Genomic DNA, 18,285 nt, shown 5'->3' with positions numbered 1-18,285 from the left:
CGTGTATGGGGTAATAAGCGTGAAACAAGTTCGACGGCTATAGGTGTGCTTTAGTCGACATTTCACATTGCGTTTTGGGTTTTTAATTTTCTGCCATTTTTAGAATTTCACGCCAGTCTGATTCGGTTACTGGCATTATTGATAACCGGCCGGATTTTTTAAGTGCTATGTCGTTCACTGTGTCGTTTGCTTTAATCGCTTTTAGGCTCACTAGTTTAGTTAGGTGCTTTTTATAAGTAACATCTACCACAAACCAGCGTGGTTTTACCTTGGTGGCCTTAGCATCGTAATAGTCGTGGCTTAAATCAAATTGACTCGGATCGGGGTAGGCATCACGTGTAACGGTTGCGATACCAACCACACCCATGTGTTTACAGCTCGAATGATAAAGCATCACCAAGTCGCCTTGTTTTATGTTATCGCGTATAAAGTTGCGGGCTTGATAGTTACGCACGCCTTCCCACATTGTGGTTTGTTTAGGTGAATTTTTTAAATCGTTGATTGAAAAATCATCGGGCTCAGTTTTAAATAGCCAATACGCCATAACAGCATTCCTAACAAATATTTACTTCCCTCTAGTGTATAGTATTATTAGCGTATCTGGGATTGAAGAGTATTAAAATGAGCCAAGTGTTAGATAATTTATTGTCGTTATTATCGTTAGAAGAAATCGAGCAAGGTTTGTATCGTGGGCAAAGTCAGGATTTAGGCTTTCGAGCGGTGTTTGGCGGTCAAGTTATGGGGCAAGCGCTTTCTGCAGCCAAAGAAACTTTACCTGAAGGACGTATAGTTCACTCGCTGCATTCTTACTTTTTACGTCCCGGGGATGCCGCTAAACCGATAGTGTATGATGTGGAAGCAATTCGAGATGGTAAAAGCTTTAGCACGCGCCGTGTAAGTGCGATTCAATACGGTAAGCCGATTTTTTATATGACAGCGTCATTTCAAGCCGCCGAAGAAGGTTTATCGCACCAAGCTGCGATGCCTAATGTGCCAGCGCCTGAAGAACTACGTTCCTCGCTTGATTTTTATCAAGAAAATGCCGACCACATTCCAGAAGTTATTCGTAATAAGTTTATTCGAGAAATGCCCATTGAGATGCGTCCGGTAACTTTTCATAACCCTTTTAAACCAGAGGTTATGGAACCTGTTAAGCATATTTGGTTTAGAGCCAATGGCGATATGCCTGATGATCAGCGTATTCATAACTATTTACTAGCGTATGCCTCTGATTTTGAGTTTTTACCTACGGCATTACAGCCGCATGGTGTATCGTTCATGCAGCCGAATATGCAAGTCGCGACAATTGACCACGCGATGTGGTTTCATCGCCCATTTAGAATGGATGATTGGATTTTATATACCATTGATAGTCCAAGTGCGAGCTCGGGGCGTGGTTTAGTGCGTGGTCAATTCTTTGACCGCCAAGGCAACCTGGTTGCCTCAACGATCCAAGAAGGTGTTATGCGTCAGCGTTAGCAAGTTAGTCGCATGGCGTGTGTTGAGCTTGGCTTAGCACAATATCGCTAATTGACTGCCAGACTCGCGCTGGCAGTAATTCTTTAAGGTGTGTGTAAAGCGCACAAAGGTCGCTACTACCTTCTAAGCCATCATTAGTCTCACTAATAAGACCTTGCTCTCGTAAGTTGCTAATAAAACCAACCAGTACTTTTTTGTCAAAAAATTCAGGGCTTTTTATACCGTGTAAAGTACCTAAGCGCTCTGCTAATACTTGGCTTTCTCGTTCAAGCTCTTTACGTTCAATGCCTTTACTTGTTTGAATAAAGCCAATCACAATAGCATAGCGCTGTAAGGTTAAGCTAAGTGCACGGCCAAGCATTTCTAGCTTTGCTAAGCAGTCGTTGCTGTTGGTAATTTTAATTTCGTTGTCGTTTATTTCAATTAACTCTTGGTCGACAAAACTTGCCAGTATGCGAGTGATATAATTTTCATCGAGTTCATGTAAAAACCACTCTTTTGTAAATAACGGATAAAAACATGCAATTAGCGCTTTGCAATCAGCAACACTACTCCGGTGCTGTTTAAATAAATGTAAGGCAAGCAAGCTAGGTACAGAAAATAAATGCAGTACGTTATTGCGGTAGTAGTTGAATAAGGTTTTTTCTTTATCATTTATGGTAATAATTTCACCAAATTCATCGCTTATCACATCAAACTTATTTAGTTTTAAAGCATGAGCTAATAACTCTTCGGCGCTTTCATCTGGAACCGTTACTTTGTCGCTGTAACTCGCGCTGCGTTGTAAGTGTAAATAAAAATCAAGCTGAGCGAGCAGCTTTGGTTTACTTAGGGCTTGTTTGTCATTGACTAGTAAAATCATTGCTAGCAAGTTAACCGCATTTAATGCCGCAGCACTATTTATATTAACCATTACCATATCGGCTAAGGAGGTTACTTGTGGGCCAAGCCATTGCGGCTTTTGGACATCAGTAGGGTGAACTGATTCACGCCAATCTGGCTGGCACTCATTTAAGTATTGGTTAACTGAAATTGGCTCACCAAAATTTAAATTGCCTCGACCATAGTTTTTTAGATTTTTAATTGCCTTAAAAATGCCAAAAATAGATTCGCCTTTTTTATCCTTTCCATCAAGCTCTTTAAGGTAAGTATTAATTTCCATTACGTGCTCGTAGCCAATGTACACTGGCACAATAGAAATCGGCCGATCAATGCCGCGCAACATGGCTTGTACTGTCATAGCTAACATGCCTGTTTTAGGTGGTAGCAATCGGCCAGTACGGCTACGGCCACCTTCGGTGTAAAACTTCACCGAATAACCTTTAATAAATAACTGGCTTAAATACTCTTTAAATACGGCTGAATAAAGTTTGTTACCAGCAAATGAACGGCGAATAAAAAATGCCCCCGAACGCCTAAAAATACCACCGGCAGGGAAAAAGTTTAAGTTAATACCCGCGGCAATATGTGGAGGCACCAAACCTAAATGATAAATAGAGTAAGTAAGCAGTAAGTAATCCATGTGACTGCGATGACACGGCATATAGATTATCTCGTGACCTTTATTAGTGAGATCATGTAATTGCTCGGTGTGCTTTATATCAATACCATTATATAGCTTGTTCCAAAGCCAAGTTAACACTCGCTCTGCTACGCGAATAGTGGCGTCACTGTAATTGGCGGCTATTTCATCAAGCAATTTCAAGGCATTTTGACGTGCTTGCTGTTGGCTTATTTTTTTACTTTTTGCTTCATCATTAATGGCTTTTTTTATTGTTGGAGAAGCAAGTAATGAGTTAAATAACTGCTCACGAGAGGGCATTTTAGGACCCGTTGCAGCGAGTTTTTGACGACGAAAATGCACCCGAGCAACGCGCAGTAGTTTATGAGGTAACTCGTTTACATCGGCTTTTTCGTTAACTAAAAGTGATAAATCAAGAGGTTGACTAAAGCGAATGAAATTATCACGCCCTGAAAACAGTAAAACAAAAAATTTACGGAACCAACTCGGGGTTAGCGAGTGCGAGACTAGCGTACCTAAACCTGGTTTTTCTTTACCAGGGTTGCGCCCCCACAAAATAGTAACCGGAATAACTTGTACATTTTGTTCGCCACTTTCTAGTAGCTGTTCAATAATTTGTTTACATTGGCTTAGTGCGTCTGTTGGCTTGGCTGTATCACCAAATAATGGCGGCGGATTTTGTAGACCAATGAAGCGGTCTAATTCTTTGTCTGCTAACTCTTGCTGTAATGTTGGATTGGGTAAACCGTGTTTTTTACATACACGCGCAAGCGCCGCTAAGTCAGAGCGAGCATTAAGCTTAACTATATAAAAAGTCGGGTTGGCAGGATTAAGGCCATATTGCTCTATGGGGTTTTCTGGTAGTACTTTACTTTTAACCAGTAGGCGATTCATTATCGCAGAGACAAAATTTAAACAAGCACTAAAAATACGCATCAACTCACCAAGGATAGAGAAAAGGGGTAATATAAGGGGCAATAATACCAATTAAAAACTGGACTGACTATTATCATTGTCTTTAGGCGTTCTAGTATAGCGCGGGCGCGGTTTTATATCTCATTTATCTCATTTATAAGTAAAATCTCATTTATCTCATTTATAAGTAAAAAACTTGCGAAGATAGGTTCAGCGCCTACGGTGTTATGCCGGATGATTTAAAGATGTTTGAAATAGTTGTTGCATTTATCACCAATGCCACTATAATACGCAGGCTTTCAAAATTCCCTCGGGGAACTTGGAAGGAAAATTAAGCTTGGATTTCAAGCTAATAAACAGGAGTTCCGATTTGGAACTCAACGTAGATATAAATCAACAACCGGCATCTTATATTTTAAGATAGTTTCGGTCGTTTTTTTATGCTCTTTTAAATGCTCTTTATATTGAGGTTTAAGAATGTCAAATCAACGCATTCGTATTCGCCTAAAAGCTTTTGACCACCGTTTGATTGACCAATCAACGGCGGAAATCGTGGAAACTGCGAAACGCACTGGCGCACAAGTACGTGGTCCAATTCCACTACCTACACGCTTTGAACGTTTTACTGTACTTACATCACCGCACGTTAATAAAGACGCGCGTGATCAGTATGAGATCCGCACCCATAAACGTCTGATCGACATCGTAGAACCAACTGACAAGACTGTAGACGCTCTAATGCGTTTAGATCTTGCTGCTGGTGTTGATGTTCAAATCAGCCTGGGTTAATCGGAAGATTAGAGAGGTTTTAGGAAAATGGCATTAGGTCTAGTCGGTCGTAAAGTGGGTATGACACGCATCTTCACTGAAGATGGTGTATCTATCCCTGTGACAGTTATTGAAGCGACTCCTAACCGCATTGCTCAGATCAAATCTGACGCAACAGACGGTTATAACGCGCTTCAAGTAACCGCAGGCACTAAAAAAGCAAGCCGTGTAAACAAAGCAACAGCGGGTCACTTCGCTAAAGCTGGTGTTGAAGCGGGTCGCGGTCTGTGGGAATTCCGCCTAAATGGTGGTGAAGGCGATTTTGAAGTAGGCGCTGAGCTTACTGTTGAATTATTCAACGAAATCAACAAAGTTGACGTAACCGGTACTTCTAAAGGTAAAGGTTTCCAAGGTGGTGTTAAGCGCTGGAATTTCAGCATGCAAGACGCGACACATGGTAACTCTCTATCTCACCGTGCTCCTGGTTCAATCGGCCAAAACCAATCACCTGGTAAGGTGTTTAAAGGTAAGAAAATGGCTGGTCAAATGGGTAATGAGCGTGTAACGACTCAAAACTTAGAACTAGTACGCGTTGACGCTGAGCGTAACTTGCTTTTAGTTAAGGGTGCAGTACCTGGATCTATCGGCGGTGACGTTATCGTTAAACCTGCTGTTAAAGCATAAGTCCTGGAGATTTAGTGATGGAATTAGCAATTAAAGACGCTTCTGGCGCTCTTGAAGTTTCTGAAGCTACTTTTGGACGTGAGTTTAACGAAGCATTAGTACATCAAGTAGTTGTTGCATACGCAGCAGGTGCTCGTCAAGGTACTCGTGCTCAGAAGACACGTTCTGAAGTAAGCGGTGGTGGTAAAAAACCATGGGCTCAAAAAGGTACTGGCCGTGCACGTGCTGGTACAATTCGTAGTCCAATTTGGCGTTCAGGTGGCGTTAGCTTCGCAGCTAAACCACAAGACCACGGCCAAAAAGTAAACCGTAAAATGTACCGCGGTGCGATCAAAAGCATCTTATCTGAATTAGTTCGTCAAGAGCGTTTAATCGTTGTTGAAAGTTTTGGTCTTGAAGCACCAAAAACTAAAGAACTAGTTTCTAAGCTTAAAGAACTTGAGCTTAAAGATGTTCTTATCGTGACTGAAGAAGTAGATGAGAATCTATTCTTATCGGCACGTAACCTTTATAAGGTTGACACGCGTGATGTAGCTGGTATCGATCCTGTAAGCTTAATTGCTTTCGACAAGGTACTTATTACAGCTGCTGCTGTTAAGCAACTTGAGGAGGCGCTAGCATGATCCGTGAAGAACGTCTTTTAAAAGTGATCCTTGCTCCACATATCTCTGAAAAAAGCACAGTTGCTGCTGAAGAAAACAATACTATTGTTTTCAAAGTAGTAAATGACGCAACTAAAGCTGAAATTAAATTAGCAGTTGAGAAGCTTTTTGAAGTAGAAGTAATGGGTGTTCGCACACTTAACGTTAAGGGTAAAACAAAACGTACTGGCGCACGTTTCGGTCGTCGTAACGACTGGAAAAAAGCTTACGTTACTCTTAAAGAAGGTAGCGAGCTAGACTTTGTCGGCGGCGCCGAGTAATAAGGGGATAGAATTATGGCACTTCAAAAGTGTAAGCCTACTTCTGCGGGCCGTCGTCACCTAGTTAAAGTGGTTAACCCAGATTTACATAAGGGTAAGCCATACGCTCCACTTTTAGAGAAAAACTCTAAATCTGGTGGTCGTAATAACAATGGTCGTATCACGGTTCGTCATATCGGTGGTGGTCATAAACATCATTACCGTTTAATCGATTTTAAACGTACTAAAGATGGCATACCAGCCACTGTTGAGCGTTTGGAATATGATCCAAACCGCAGCGCAAACATCGCTCTTGTATTATATGCAGACGGTGAGCGTCGTTACATTATCGCACCAAAAGGCTTAAAAGCTGGTGATGCAATCCAGTCTGGTGTTGACGCATCAATCAAACCTGGAAATACATTACCTATGCGCAATATGCCTGTAGGTTCGACTGTTCACAACGTAGAATTGAAACCAGGTAAAGGTGCTCAAATTGCACGTTCTGCTGGTGCATACGTTCAAATCCTTGCGCGTGATGGTCAATATGTGACTATACGTCTTCGTTCAGGCGAAGTTCGTAAAGTACAGTCTGACTGTCGTGCAACGCTAGGTGAAGTAGGCAATGCTGAGCATATGCTTCGTTCACTTGGTAAAGCAGGTGCAAATCGCTGGCGTGGTATTCGTCCGACAGTTCGTGGTGTTGCCATGAACCCGGTAGATCACCCACACGGTGGTGGTGAAGGTCGTTCATCTGGTGGTCGTCATCCTGTGTCTCCATGGGGTAAGCCGACTAAAGGTGCTAAGACGCGTAAGAACAAGCGTACGGATAAATTTATAGTACGTCGTCGTACTAAGTAATATTGAGGAATAGCCATGCCACGCTCTCTCAAGAAGGGTCCTTTTATAGACCTACACTTGCTGAAGAAGGTAGAGAAAGCTTTGGAAAGCGGTGAGAAAAAGCCAATTAAGACTTGGAGCCGTCGTTCAATGATCATACCTAACATGATCGGATTGACCATTGCTGTCCATAATGGTCGCCAGCACGTACCCGTTTTCGTTTCTGACGAAATGATCGGTCACAAACTGGGTGAATTTGCACCAACTCGCACTTACCGCGGCCATGCTGCGGATAAGAAAGCGAAGAAACGCTAAGAGGGGAATGATAAATGCAAGCATTAGCTAAACATAAATTCGCCTCTGGTTCGGCGCAAAAAGCACGTCTAGTTGCAGACCAAATCCGCGGACTACCGGTTGATAGCGCACTAGAAATCCTGGCGTACAGCCCAAAGAAAGCGGCTGTATTAGTTAAGAAGGTACTTGAGTCTGCTATTGCTAACGCAGAGCATAACGAAGGTGCTGACATTGATGAGCTTCGTATAACTACAATCTTTGTGGACGATGGTCCAACAATGAAACGTATTATGCCACGTGCTAAAGGACGCGCAGACCGCATCCTTAAGCGTACAAGCCACATCACTGTTATGGTTTCAGATAGCTAGGAGTATAAGTAATGGGACAAAAAGTTCATCCTACTGGTATTCGCCTAGGTATATCTAAACCTTGGGTTTCTACCTGGTACGCGAGTTCAAAAGATTTCTCTGCACAGCTTTTTGGCGATCACAAAGTACGTACATTCCTTACAAAGGAATTGAAAACGGCTTCTGTGTCTAAAATCGTTATTGAGCGTCCAGCAAAATCAATCCGCGTAACAATTCACACGGCTCGTCCGGGTGTTGTTATCGGTAAAAAAGGCGAAGACGTTGAAAAGCTACGTCAAGCGGTAACTAAGATCGCAGGTGTACCTGCTCAGATTAATATTTCTGAAGTACGTAAACCAGAATTAGATGCACAATTAGTTGCAGACGGCATTGCCTCTCAACTAGAGCGTCGTGTTATGTTCCGTCGCGCTATGAAGCGTTCGGTACAAAATGCAATGCGCATCGGTTCTAAAGGGATTAAAGTTGAAGTTAGCGGTCGTCTTGGCGGCGCAGAAATCGCACGTACAGAATGGTATCGTGAAGGTCGTGTACCTCTACATACTCTTCGTGCTGATATCGACTACGCAACTTCTGAGGCCTTAACCACTTATGGTATCATTGGTGTTAAAGTTTGGATCTTCAAAGGCGAAGTTATTGGTGGTTTACCACTGGTACAAGAGCAAGAGAAGCCAGCTAAACGCGCACCAAAGAAAGCCAAAAAAAGTGCTAAGTAGAGGTAGCGAGTAATGTTACAGCCAAAACGTACAAAATTCCGTAAAACGCACAAAGGCCGCAACCGTGGTCTTGCGCAAAACGGTAACAAAGTAAGCTTCGGTACTTTCGGTTTGAAAGCTACTGGTCGTGGCCGCATGACTGCTCGTCAAATCGAAGCAGCTCGTCGTGCTATGACACGTCACGTCAAGCGTCAAGGTAAAATCTGGATTCGTGTATTCCCAGATAAGCCAATCACGAATAAGCCGCTTGAAGTTCGTATGGGTAAAGGTAAAGGTTCTGTTGAATATTGGGTTGCTGAAATTCAGCCTGGTAAAGTACTTTACGAAATGGAAGGTGTTTCTGAAGAGCTTGCTCGTGAAGCATTTAACCTTGCTGCTCGTAAGCTGCCATTCAAAACAACTTTCGTAACTCGGACGGTAATGTGATGAAAGCAAACGAACTAAAAGACAAAAGCGTAGAAGAGCTTAATGCTGAACTTCTAGGACTACTTCGTGAGCAATTTAATATGCGCATGCAAGCTAGTACTGGTCAGTTAGCTCAAACTCACACGCTAAGAACAGTACGTCGCGATATCGCGCGTGTAAAAACAATTATTAACCAGAAGGCAGGTCAATAATGAGCGATAAAATTCGTACTATTCAAGGCCGTGTAATCAGCGACAAAATGGAAAAATCATTCACTGTTGCAATCGCACGTTACGTGAAGCACCCAATTTATGGGAAGTTCATCAAACGTACGACTAAATTACACGTACATGACGAAGACAATACAGCTCAGGCTGGTGACGTAGTTACTATCCGCGAGTGTGCTCCTATTTCTAAGACTAAGTCTTGGGCATTAGTAGACGTTGTTGAGCGTCCAAAGAAAGCTTAATTTTTAATTAAGTTTACTTTTTAAAAAGCCCCGGCATTTGTGCTGGGGCTTTTTGTTTTTAAGCTATAAGCAGTAAGATGCTTGGATGGAGTCAATTTGAGCATTGTTGCTTGGGTTGAGTCTATTGAGGGAAAGCAGAAGAGAGCACTAAAAATACGCAGGTATAAAAATTCACATCACTAAAAGCTCTTCAAATATTCTGATAAAAGTGACACCCTCAACTATATCTATACTTTGGATCTATAAATTAACCTAAGCAAAAGCTAAATTCGTTTTTCATCCTTAGTCGATTACCTTGCGCAGTAATTTTCATTTTTTTAAAGTTTGTGATTTGATTTGTGCAAAGCGAGTTTCTTGTTTGAGGTTATTCAAAATGAGATGGTTTGCGCTGATGTCATTCTTATTACTCTTTTATATTGTATCAGCGGGCGCTTTTTACCATGCAGGCGCATTTGCCAAGCTATTACCGCACTTTACACAGATATTGTGAGTCCAATCGAAGAAACTATTAATGGAGTTTATCAAGTTAGTAATCAGTTATTGTTACCTTTTCAGTGCGTAACAAGTTCCTTATGATTATTTAGCTTATCATTTTATAGTAACTCAGTTGAAGTATGGAAAATATTACATAATAAACACCAAATACGAGTAAAGCTTGTTTTTATCAGTATAACCCCCTCAAACAGAGGGTTATACTTTAAATAAAATAATTATTGGGTTATTACCAAATCATTTCTACAAACTCAGGGTGATCGACATATGGATTACGATTGCCTTGATGCTCATAAGCTGCTTGGTTTCTGTCAATTTCAAGCTGACTGACAGGATCATTGTTATGCCATTGCAGCAACATCGTCGTTGCCCAATTCTCAAATACTTGATTGCTAGAGCCATTCAGTACGGCATTACTGGCTGAGGTATTGTTTTGCCAAGAGCTAATGACGTTCTCGTAGCGGGTTGCCATATAAAAGTAGGCGCGGGCAAAGTCGCCTTTAAACTCATCTATGGGCTCAAACACCGTACCTGAGTAATTCAATGAGTTTGCGGCTGAGCCTAATTTGCTGCCATTACTTGAGGTATAGGTTGCACTGCTTACATCACCAAACGGGTAATTGCTACGTTTTGAGTTTACATAACCATCGGTTGCAAAAATATGATGTACATCAGAATTCATTGGCTCAACCGTGCCACCAAACCAGCTTTTCGGGAACGAATGTTCGCGGTTATAGCAACTACCTTCTCCACTATAATTACCACACTGATCGCTCACTGGCGTATATGTGTAGCTATCGCTGCCGTTTGGCTTTTCGCTATACATATCTAAAATGCTGTTATCATTTTCAAAGTATTTATCGCGTGCTGACGAATCGTAAAAGTTCCAAATAGCAGAATAACCTTGCGAGCTATGATCTTTTATAATGTTATAAAGTTCGGTTTTTAGCGCATAGCCTGTTAAACCTTGAACTGTCACATAGTAACCGGTTGGATCTGTTGGCGTAGGGACACTATCGCCCAAAGTAAATGAGGTGGACTCTGTATTTTGAAAGCTTGCGCCGCTGGCAAGAGTAGTTTGCTGATGTGTCAGTGCGTAGCGGCCATTACCAACTGAGCAGCAAATACCATCACCGTAACTGTCAAAAATACTAAATGTATAATCGCCATCAACTAAGCAGGCTTGCTCAGAGTAAGTTTCGTTGGCACTGTAGCCATTACCTGAAGCAACGTTTACTCCTTGGTTATTAATAATTTTCCAGCTTGTTTCTTCACCGTAATTATCTGTTGTAAGTGTGAAATCAACGCCATTATCAGTGCAGACAGTAGGAGGTGGGCTAGTAGCTTCTGAGGTAGGTGTAAAGGTATCTACATAAACACTTTCGTTGCCATCAAAGCCACTGACATCATAAAAGCGTAGGCCAACATTAATAGTGGCACTACTTGATGCCGTATATTGGTAACTAAGTTGCTGCCATTGATTTAATAGTGCAGGGTTTGAGTAGCCTTGATAGCCATCTGCAATTAGGCGTGCTTTTATACCGCCTTCAGTATGATAAACCCAAGTCGAAAATAAGTAACTTTGCCCAGCTTCAACCTTCACATTTTGTTGTAGATCTGTGTTGCTTTGGGTTGCAGTTGTAACCGCTACTTTGGCAGCAAGTGAACCTGAATTGACGATATTACTACTTTGTAAAAGCGTTATGCCAGAATCGATAGTGTTCCAATTGCTGGGCGAGTTACCAGACCAGTGTTCAAAACCACCATTAGTTATAGCGGCAAAGCTAGGTAATGCAGCGCATAGCAACGCACCATTAAAAATATGTTTTTTATATTTTCCGTGCGACATGATTTTTCCTTATGTGTAGTTGGCCAATAATAACTAAGTTCACTATAGTCTATCGATTTTTTGTTGCAATAATGTTGATTAGGTCGTGATGTGCACAATTAATACTTTCCTCAGGTGAAGTGTTTCTTGGAGCTTTTTAGGTGAAAGTTGAATACAGGAAGCAAACTGGCTTAGAGTATTTAGCTTGGTGCATCAGCCTTTAATCTGTTTTTACTTGTTAATTCATAAGTTAATAACTAAATGGAATAACAAAGCAGATTCTATTCTTTTTTTATTAGTCAGTTCCTCGTTATTCTGCACGCTCAGAGAAAACTTTACAGCCTAGCAATAGACTTAAAGTTGTAACAAATTTTAGGCAAGGTGATTGATTCTGTGTGAAGGTCATTTTGCGGTTAACTTTCAGGGTTACGGGGAAGAAATTCATGTTGTTAGGTCAACTAAACGCTGCGGCAAGCCCGCTTTCGCAAGAGCAAGTACAAAAGTTGCAAGGTCTAGTGGCTGAGCTTAATCCAATTCAGCAAGCGTGGGTCAGTGGCTATCTTGCTGCAAACGCTAATAGCACACTAGGTGGCGCGGCAAGTGTAGCACCTGTTGAAGGTGAAGCAGCGGCATTGACCATCTTATATGGTTCACAAACTGGTAATGCAAAAGGTGTGGCAACTAAGCTTAAAGAACAAGCTGAGTCACGCGGTTTAGCCGCAAAACTGGTTAGTATGTCTGACTACAAACCGACTGCCCTGAAAAAAGAAAAGTTTTTAACTGTTGTAGTTGCAACTTACGGTGAAGGTGAGCCGCCAGAAGATGCTGAAACATTATATGAGTTTTTAACTACTAAAAAAGCCCCTAAGCTTGATGGCGTTAAAGTAGCTGTGCTTGGTTTAGGAGACTCTAGCTATGAGTTTTTCTGCCAAACGGGTAAGGACTTTGAAGAGCGCTTAAATAAATTAGGTGCCGAGACTATTTATCAACGTGCTGATTTAGATGTTGATTATGATGATGAAGCCGCTAAATGGGTAAGCGGTGCTTTGGATGCGTTTGAGCCTGATTTAAAAGCGCAACAAGGTTCATCATCAGGTAACCAAGTTGTATCAATGCCATTTGGCGCACCAACGACTGCAGCAAGCCAATATACAAAACAGAATCCATTTGAAGCAGAGCTTTTAACTGTTCAAAAAATTACTGGCCGAGATTCAAGCAAAGATATACGTCATGTTGAAATCTCACTTGAAGGTTCAGACATCACTTATACGCCAGGTGACTCACTCGGTATCTACTTCTTAAATGATGAAGCATTAGTAGATGAAGTACTTGAGCTTACCCAAATTGATGCCAAGAGCAAAGTTAAGCTAGGTGATGAGGAGCTATCAGTACGTGATGCACTTATTGAAAAGTTAGAACTGACACAGTCTTACCCGGGCTTTGTTGAAAAGTATGCAACGATCACGGGGACGCCTGAGTTATTAAAACTGGTTGAAGATAAAGCAGCGATGCGTGCATATATTGAACCACGCCAAATATTTGATGTTATTCGCCAAAATCCAGCTAAGTTAGAGGCTCAAATACTGGTTGATTGCTTACGTAAGATGCAAGCTCGTTTATATTCAATTGCGTCAAGCCAGGCTGAGGTTGAAGACGAGGTGCATTTAACAATTGCGTTAGTGGAATTTGACGCCTATGGCAGCGAACACTTAGGTGGTTGTTCAGGTTACTTAGCGCGCCGCGCCGAAGAAGACTGCAAAGTAAAAATATTTTGCGAGCACAATGATAACTTCCGCTTGCCAGTAAATGATGAAACTCCAGTAATCATGATTGGTCCAGGTACGGGGATTGCGCCGTTCCGTGCCTTTTTACAAGAACGTGATACTCGAGAAGCATCAGGTAAAAACTGGTTGTTTTTTGGTAATCCACATTTTACTCAAGACTTCTTATACCAAGTTGAAATCCAGGGTTACCTAAAATCGGGTTTACTAAGCAAAGTAGATGTGGCGTTTAGCCGCGACCAAGCAGAAAAAGTATACGTACAAGACAGGCTTCGTGAAAACAGTAAAGACGTATTTGAGTGGTTAGAAGCTGGCGCCCATTTATATATTTGTGGTGATGCAAACCGTATGGCTAAAGATGTGCACAATGCGTTGGTTGATATCGTAAGCGAAAATACAGGCAAAAGCTTTGAAGACGCTGATCAATATTTAAAAGATTTACGTAGCGCTAACCGCTATCAGAAAGACGTGTACTAAGTACACATTGCTTACTTTATAAAAAGCAAAGCTAACAGCCGTCACTGTAACAATTTTAGGATTTAACATGAGCGAACAAGATAAAAACGTAAAGCTTTCTGATAACGAACGTTTGAAAAGAGAAAGTAACTTTTTACGTGGCACTATTGAACACGATTTAAAAGATGGTATCACCGGTGGTTTTACTGCAGATAATTTTCAGTTAATTCGTTTCCACGGTATGTACCAACAAGATGACCGCGATATCCGCGCTGAACGCGCTAAGCAAAAGCTTGAGCCGTTACATAATGTAATGCTTCGTGCACGTATGCCCGGTGGTATTATCAAGCCAGAACAGTGGCTTGCTATTGATAAATTTGCAGATGATAAAACTAGCTACGGCAGTATTCGTTTAACAACGCGGCAAACTTTTCAGTTTCATGGTGTATTAAAGCCAAACATTAAAGGTATGCACCAAATGCTAGATAGCGTGGGAATTGACTCAATCGCGACTGCAGGTGATGTGAACCGTAACGTGCTTTGTACGACTAATCCAGTTGAGTCAGAGCTTCATCAAGAAGCTTACGAGTGGGCTGCGAAAATATCAGAGCATTTATTACCAAAAACTAAAGCGTACGCTGAAATTTGGCTAAATGGCGAAAAAGCAGAGACAACTGAAGAACCTATTTTAGGCTCTAACTATTTACCACGTAAGTTTAAAACTACGGTAACCATTCCACCGAACAACGAAGTGGACGTACACGCTAACGATTTAAACTTTGTTGCTATTGCCGATAACGGCAAGTTAGTTGGTTTTAATGTATTAGTAGGTGGCGGTCTTGCCATGACCCACGGTGATACTGCAACGTATCCACGTAAAGCCGATGACTTTGGTTTTATTACCTTAGAAGACACGCTAAAAATTGCTGAGCATGTTGTATCTGTACAACGCGATTGGGGTAATCGTTCAAACCGTAAAAACGCAAAAACTAAATATACTTTAGACCGTGTAGGTGCTGATGTATTTAAAGCCGAAGTTGAAAAGCGGGCCGGTGTTACTTTTGCGCCAAGTCGCCCGTACGAGTTTACGCATCGTGGTGACCGTATCGGTTGGGTTGAAGGGATTGATGCAAAGCATCACTTAACACTATTTATTCAAAGTGGTCGTATTTGGGATACGTCAGATAAACCACTTAAAACCGGTTGTCGTAAAATTGCTGAAATTCACCAAGGTGATATGCGCATGACGGCTAATCAAAACTTGATTATTGCCGGTGTACCTGCTGATCAAAAAGCGGCTATTGAAGAGATTGCCCGCAGCCATGGCTTAATTGATGATAACGATTCAGCCCAACGTAAAAACTCAATGGCGTGTGTTTCATTACCGACCTGTCCATTAGCAATGGCTGAAGCTGAGCGTTATTTACCAAGCTTAATTGAAAAGACCGAAGCATTACTTGCAAAGCATGGCATACCAGATGACAGCATCATTATGCGCGTTGTGGGTTGTCCGAATGGTTGTGGCCGCGCAATGCTTGCAGAAGCAGGTTTAGTAGGTAAAGGGCCGGGTAAATACAATGTATACCTAGGTGGTAACCTTGAAGGAACCCGCGTACCTAAGCTGTATTTAGAAAACGTCGGTGAAGAAGTTTATTTAGATGCCTTTGACAAGTTAATTGGTCAATGGGCGAACGAACGTAATGACGGCGAATGCTTTGGAGATTTTGTGATCCGTAAAGGTATTGTGGCCGAAGTTAAAGTTTCTGTAACCGACTTCCACGCATAATTTAAAGCCAGTAAACAAACTGGCTAAGGTTTGGAATTTACCATGAGTGAATTTAAAAACATTTTACAGCTCGATAAACAGAGCCAAACGGCGATGTTGGCTGATGCTAATGGTTTACTAGCTAATATGAGCGCCGAGCAGCGTGTAACTTGGGCACTGGATAATTTGCCAAATACGGCTTTTTTATCATCTAGCTTTGGCATACAAGCGGCTGTAATGCTGCATTTAATGACAACGCAGCGCCCCGATATTCCAGTAGTATTAACAGATACAGGTTATTTGTTTCCAGAAACTTATCGCTTTATTGAGCAAATGACCGAGCGATTATCGCTTAATTTAAAAGTGTATAAAGCCGAGCTAAGTCCTGCATGGCAAGAAGCTAAATTTGGTAAGCTATGGGAGCAAGGTGAAGGGGGAATTAAGCAATATAACCAGCTTAATAAAGTAGAGCCCATGACCCGCGCTTTAGAAGAGATTGAAGCCGGTACTTGGTTTAGCGGCTTGCGTCGTGACCAAGCATCGTCCCGTGCAGATAAACAGATAGTTGAAATTAGCCGTGGTACGGTGAAGGTCTACCCTATTATTGAATGGACTAATCGAGATGTATATCAGTACCTTACTAAGCATGAATTACCTTATCATCCATTATGGGAGGAAGGTTATGTGTCGATGGGGGATGTACATACAACTCGTAAGTTAGAGCCAGGAATGACTGAAGAAGAAACTCGCTTTTTTGGTTTAAACCGCGAATGTGGTTTGCATATTGATGGTGATGGTATTTAAATTAACCAAATTTAGTTAATGATATAAACGCAGCTTAGCTGCGTTTTTTATTGCCTCAAAAGCTGTTAGCATCAATGTATAATAGCAGGCGTTGCCATTAGGATTATAAAGTGGACAAAAAAGCGAAGAAGATACTCTTAACAACCTATTGGAAAAATGGCTGGATTGACTCAAAAGAGCGCGTTTTATCAGAAGAAGACTTCTTATACGCTAAATCAAAAGGACTTATGTTTGATCCCTTAACGATTACTCATGATGAGTGTATCGATGGTGTGATAGCTTTGGTTAACAAACTATCTAAAGAGCAGGTAGTGAAGGGGTTTTTGAGCAGCTTAACATCTAATCGTTTAGATTGGCGCTCTAGTTTATCTTCCTACGCCATTGCAAAAAAGGTTCCTAAACACACTTATAAACCCGAGATCTCTGGCACCTCTTATGTTAATAACCAACCTGTTTCACATTCATACAGTTGTGCAATTTGTAGAGATTGCGGGCTAATTGTTACCGCAGGTGATAATTATGAAAACGTTGATCTTAACGTGCTTAATTTTGAGCGCATAAAGTGGGGGGGAGTGCGTTTAGGTAACCTTTTGTACACCTACTTTGATTTAAAAACATTTGCTGCGGCTGCTATTTCAGAGCCGACAAACGATGATATAAAGTGCTTAAAGAATATCCTTTCTATAATAGCTAGTTCCGAGGTAGGCGATACCTCTAATATACTTGCAAAGCGCCTCGCGCCAGTGATTAAATCAAATCAAGAGCAAAGGCGCGTTTTAATAGAAATTCTTGCATGTATAGGAATTCTTAGACCTGCAAGCACTAACCGTCCAAGTCATAGTCGAAGCGACTGGGTATTTGCAGAATTTTGGCGAGGCGAAGATTCATTTTGCCAAACCACAGTTAACACCTATTTTGGGCAATATTTATAAGCTAGTTTATGGCTGTTAAACCAATACGATATCTAATGACTTAATCAGGAGGCTTAATTGCTTACCCCAAGTTGGCAACTCGAAGATGCACAAAAACTCGCGGACGAATTTCCGTACACTTTTTATAAACCTTCTGATCAAGTTATGGCACAGCTTGAAGTGGGCGATTTAGTTAAATTGATATTTGAATTTACTTCAGACAATCCTGATGACCCGACTGCTGAAAGAATGTGGGTGGAGATCGCCGAGATTAAAGATGACAGCTTCATGGGTTATTTAAATAATGAACCCGCTTTTATCGAAGATTTAAAGCACCAAGACAGCGTTGAATTTCGCCGCTGCCATATTGTTGATATTTACGGCATTGAAGACCCAGTGCCATCATTAACAGATAAATATATAAAGCGATGTTTCGTTACTCATAATATTTTATATGACGGCCAAGAGGTCGGTTTTTTATATCGAGAACCTGCTGAGTCTGAAGATGATAGTGGTTGGCGTATTACCACAGGTTATGAGAGCGATGAGTACTTAGACGACAGCAAAAATGCTTCTTATGTCTCTTTAGGCGCAGTTTTACGCCAAGATGATAGTATTGTCGAGCTGCTTGAAAATGAGGTAGGTGCTGCTTATATCAAAGATAAGCAAGGAAACTTTGTAGAATATGACGAATAAGCTGAGTTAACTTTTTGAAGTACTGCTGGTTTTTTCTTCCATCTTCATAAGCATGATAGTTAAATATATTTTTGTAGGTAACGAAAATAGAACGCCCACAGCAATACAGGTTGCACTAATTATAATTCCAGTAATACCAAACTCATCAGTTAGGTAACTTGATGCTAATAAAAAGTGGCCGAGTAAAATTAAGC

At 41.4% G+C, this 18,285-nt stretch carries 21 protein-coding genes; 17 read left to right on the top strand and 4 right to left on the bottom strand.

Annotation, left to right across the window (positions count from 1 at the left end):
• Positions 1-82: 82 nt before the first annotated feature.
• Positions 83-544, bottom strand: a complete 462-nt coding sequence (locus tag ACT3RM_RS12470; RefSeq protein WP_441993188.1) for an EVE domain-containing protein — start codon at positions 542-544, stop codon at positions 83-85.
• A 77-nt stretch (positions 545-621) separates the two neighbouring features.
• Between ACT3RM_RS12470 and tesB the strand changes: the two genes are divergently transcribed.
• Positions 622-1,479, top strand: a complete 858-nt coding sequence (tesB, locus tag ACT3RM_RS12465) for an acyl-CoA thioesterase II (protein ID WP_441993190.1) — start codon at positions 622-624, stop codon at positions 1,477-1,479.
• 4 nt (positions 1,480-1,483) lie between these two features.
• On the opposite strand, the gene plsB is transcribed toward tesB, so the two are convergent.
• Positions 1,484-3,937: a glycerol-3-phosphate 1-O-acyltransferase PlsB gene (gene plsB, locus ACT3RM_RS12460; protein WP_441993192.1), complete on the bottom strand. Its 2,454-nt coding sequence runs from the start codon at positions 3,935-3,937 to the stop codon at positions 1,484-1,486.
• 456 nt (positions 3,938-4,393) lie between these two features.
• Here plsB and rpsJ point away from each other — a divergent pair, with 456 nt between their 5' ends.
• The 11 genes from rpsJ to rpsQ are packed head-to-tail and all read left to right on the top strand — an operon-like array spanning position 4,394 to position 9,358.
• Positions 4,394-4,705: a 30S ribosomal protein S10 gene (gene rpsJ, locus ACT3RM_RS12455; RefSeq protein ID WP_002957900.1), complete on the top strand. Its 312-nt coding sequence runs from the start codon at positions 4,394-4,396 to the stop codon at positions 4,703-4,705.
• A 27-nt stretch (positions 4,706-4,732) separates the two neighbouring features.
• A complete protein-coding gene (gene rplC, locus ACT3RM_RS12450) occupies positions 4,733-5,368 on the top strand; it encodes a 50S ribosomal protein L3 (protein WP_441833754.1) in 636 nt (211 codons plus the stop codon).
• Between the two features lie 17 nt (positions 5,369-5,385).
• Positions 5,386-5,991 carry a 50S ribosomal protein L4 gene (gene rplD / locus ACT3RM_RS12445; protein ID WP_441833758.1) on the top strand — a complete coding sequence of 202 codons (606 nt, stop codon included), beginning with the start codon at positions 5,386-5,388 and terminating at the stop codon, positions 5,989-5,991.
• Positions 5,988-6,290 carry a 50S ribosomal protein L23 gene (rplW, locus tag ACT3RM_RS12440; protein ID WP_441833755.1) on the top strand — a complete coding sequence of 101 codons (303 nt, stop codon included), beginning with the start codon at positions 5,988-5,990 and terminating at the stop codon, positions 6,288-6,290. Before rplD ends, rplW begins: the two co-directional genes overlap by 4 nt.
• Positions 6,291-6,305: 15 nt before the next feature.
• A complete protein-coding gene (gene rplB / locus ACT3RM_RS12435) occupies positions 6,306-7,130 on the top strand; it encodes a 50S ribosomal protein L2 (RefSeq protein WP_441993194.1) in 825 nt (274 codons plus the stop codon).
• Positions 7,131-7,145: 15 nt separating this feature from the next.
• The gene (rpsS, locus tag ACT3RM_RS12430) at positions 7,146-7,424 is read left to right on the top strand and encodes a 30S ribosomal protein S19 (RefSeq protein WP_004588689.1); all 279 of its coding nucleotides are present in this window, start codon (positions 7,146-7,148) and stop codon (positions 7,422-7,424) included.
• 14 nt (positions 7,425-7,438) lie between these two features.
• The gene (gene rplV, locus ACT3RM_RS12425; RefSeq protein WP_441833757.1) at positions 7,439-7,771 is read left to right on the top strand and encodes a 50S ribosomal protein L22; all 333 of its coding nucleotides are present in this window, start codon (positions 7,439-7,441) and stop codon (positions 7,769-7,771) included.
• A gap of 11 nt (positions 7,772-7,782) precedes the next feature.
• A complete protein-coding gene (gene rpsC / locus ACT3RM_RS12420) occupies positions 7,783-8,484 on the top strand; it encodes a 30S ribosomal protein S3 (RefSeq protein ID WP_011326869.1) in 702 nt (233 codons plus the stop codon).
• Between the two features lie 12 nt (positions 8,485-8,496).
• A complete protein-coding gene (gene rplP, locus ACT3RM_RS12415) occupies positions 8,497-8,910 on the top strand; it encodes a 50S ribosomal protein L16 (RefSeq protein WP_054206129.1) in 414 nt (137 codons plus the stop codon).
• Complete coding sequence (gene rpmC, locus ACT3RM_RS12410; RefSeq protein ID WP_441836049.1) at positions 8,910-9,101, top strand: 50S ribosomal protein L29; 192 nt, start codon at positions 8,910-8,912, stop codon at positions 9,099-9,101. The genes rplP and rpmC overlap by 1 nt, the downstream gene beginning before the upstream one ends.
• Positions 9,101-9,358 carry a 30S ribosomal protein S17 gene (gene rpsQ / locus ACT3RM_RS12405; protein WP_441836050.1) on the top strand — a complete coding sequence of 86 codons (258 nt, stop codon included), beginning with the start codon at positions 9,101-9,103 and terminating at the stop codon, positions 9,356-9,358. The genes rpmC and rpsQ overlap by 1 nt, the downstream gene beginning before the upstream one ends.
• Positions 9,359-10,079: 721 nt before the next feature.
• On the opposite strand, the gene ACT3RM_RS12400 is transcribed toward rpsQ, so the two are convergent.
• Entirely contained in the window at positions 10,080-11,699 is a 1,620-nt protein-coding gene (locus tag ACT3RM_RS12400) for an endonuclease (RefSeq protein ID WP_441836051.1), read from the bottom strand.
• 422 nt (positions 11,700-12,121) lie between these two features.
• On the opposite strand from ACT3RM_RS12400, the gene ACT3RM_RS12395 reads away from it, so the two are divergent.
• The 5 genes from ACT3RM_RS12395 to ACT3RM_RS12375 all read left to right on the top strand — a co-directional run bounded on the left by ACT3RM_RS12395 (position 12,122) and on the right by ACT3RM_RS12375 (position 18,091).
• Positions 12,122-13,936, top strand: a complete 1,815-nt coding sequence (locus ACT3RM_RS12395) for an assimilatory sulfite reductase (NADPH) flavoprotein subunit (RefSeq protein ID WP_441836052.1) — start codon at positions 12,122-12,124, stop codon at positions 13,934-13,936.
• A gap of 67 nt (positions 13,937-14,003) precedes the next feature.
• On the top strand, positions 14,004-15,701 hold the full coding sequence (gene cysI / locus ACT3RM_RS12390) for an assimilatory sulfite reductase (NADPH) hemoprotein subunit (RefSeq protein ID WP_441993327.1): 1,698 nt from the start codon (positions 14,004-14,006) through the stop codon (positions 15,699-15,701).
• Between the two features lie 42 nt (positions 15,702-15,743).
• Entirely contained in the window at positions 15,744-16,484 is a 741-nt protein-coding gene (locus ACT3RM_RS12385; protein ID WP_441835821.1) for a phosphoadenylyl-sulfate reductase, read from the top strand.
• Positions 16,485-16,594: 110 nt separating this feature from the next.
• Entirely contained in the window at positions 16,595-17,416 is an 822-nt protein-coding gene (locus tag ACT3RM_RS12380) for a hypothetical protein (protein WP_441993329.1), read from the top strand.
• 57 nt (positions 17,417-17,473) lie between these two features.
• Positions 17,474-18,091 (top strand): immunity protein Imm33 domain-containing protein, encoded by a 618-nt coding sequence (locus ACT3RM_RS12375; RefSeq protein WP_441994999.1) that lies wholly within the window; start codon positions 17,474-17,476, stop codon positions 18,089-18,091.
• Between the two features lie 6 nt (positions 18,092-18,097).
• Here the strand turns inward: ACT3RM_RS12375 and ACT3RM_RS12370 are convergent.
• The coding region (locus ACT3RM_RS12370) for a hypothetical protein (RefSeq protein ID WP_444511384.1) at positions 18,098-18,285 on the bottom strand (188 nt) is incomplete at its 5' end.

The sequence above is a fragment of the Pseudoalteromonas sp. AOP7-A1-14 genome, from assembly GCF_052376275.1.
GTDB lineage: Bacteria > Pseudomonadota > Gammaproteobacteria > Enterobacterales > Alteromonadaceae > Pseudoalteromonas.
The sequence above is the reverse complement of the archived record's forward strand: the minus strand, read 5'-3'. Positions and strand labels throughout refer to the sequence as shown.

What these genes read in the sequence shown, in the direction of transcription:
- ACT3RM_RS12470 (WP_441993188.1), bottom strand. Translation starts at nt 544, where the DNA reads ATGGCGTATTGGCTATTTAAAACTGAGCCCGATGATTTTTCAATCAAC.
- tesB (WP_441993190.1), top strand. Translation starts at nt 622, where the DNA reads ATGAGCCAAGTGTTAGATAATTTATTGTCGTTATTATCGTTAGAAGAA.
- plsB (WP_441993192.1), bottom strand. Translation starts at nt 3,937, where the DNA reads ATGCGTATTTTTAGTGCTTGTTTAAATTTTGTCTCTGCGATAATGAAT.
- rpsJ (WP_002957900.1), top strand. Translation starts at nt 4,394, where the DNA reads ATGTCAAATCAACGCATTCGTATTCGCCTAAAAGCTTTTGACCACCGT.
- rplC (WP_441833754.1), top strand. Translation starts at nt 4,733, where the DNA reads ATGGCATTAGGTCTAGTCGGTCGTAAAGTGGGTATGACACGCATCTTC.
- rplD (WP_441833758.1), top strand. Translation starts at nt 5,386, where the DNA reads ATGGAATTAGCAATTAAAGACGCTTCTGGCGCTCTTGAAGTTTCTGAA.
- rplW (WP_441833755.1), top strand. Translation starts at nt 5,988, where the DNA reads ATGATCCGTGAAGAACGTCTTTTAAAAGTGATCCTTGCTCCACATATC.
- rplB (WP_441993194.1), top strand. Translation starts at nt 6,306, where the DNA reads ATGGCACTTCAAAAGTGTAAGCCTACTTCTGCGGGCCGTCGTCACCTA.
- rpsS (WP_004588689.1), top strand. Translation starts at nt 7,146, where the DNA reads ATGCCACGCTCTCTCAAGAAGGGTCCTTTTATAGACCTACACTTGCTG.
- rplV (WP_441833757.1), top strand. Translation starts at nt 7,439, where the DNA reads ATGCAAGCATTAGCTAAACATAAATTCGCCTCTGGTTCGGCGCAAAAA.
- rpsC (WP_011326869.1), top strand. Translation starts at nt 7,783, where the DNA reads ATGGGACAAAAAGTTCATCCTACTGGTATTCGCCTAGGTATATCTAAA.
- rplP (WP_054206129.1), top strand. Translation starts at nt 8,497, where the DNA reads ATGTTACAGCCAAAACGTACAAAATTCCGTAAAACGCACAAAGGCCGC.
- rpmC (WP_441836049.1), top strand. Translation starts at nt 8,910, where the DNA reads ATGAAAGCAAACGAACTAAAAGACAAAAGCGTAGAAGAGCTTAATGCT.
- rpsQ (WP_441836050.1), top strand. Translation starts at nt 9,101, where the DNA reads ATGAGCGATAAAATTCGTACTATTCAAGGCCGTGTAATCAGCGACAAA.
- ACT3RM_RS12400 (WP_441836051.1), bottom strand. Translation starts at nt 11,699, where the DNA reads ATGTCGCACGGAAAATATAAAAAACATATTTTTAATGGTGCGTTGCTA.
- ACT3RM_RS12395 (WP_441836052.1), top strand. Translation starts at nt 12,122, where the DNA reads ATGTTGTTAGGTCAACTAAACGCTGCGGCAAGCCCGCTTTCGCAAGAG.
- cysI (WP_441993327.1), top strand. Translation starts at nt 14,004, where the DNA reads ATGAGCGAACAAGATAAAAACGTAAAGCTTTCTGATAACGAACGTTTG.
- ACT3RM_RS12385 (WP_441835821.1), top strand. Translation starts at nt 15,744, where the DNA reads ATGAGTGAATTTAAAAACATTTTACAGCTCGATAAACAGAGCCAAACG.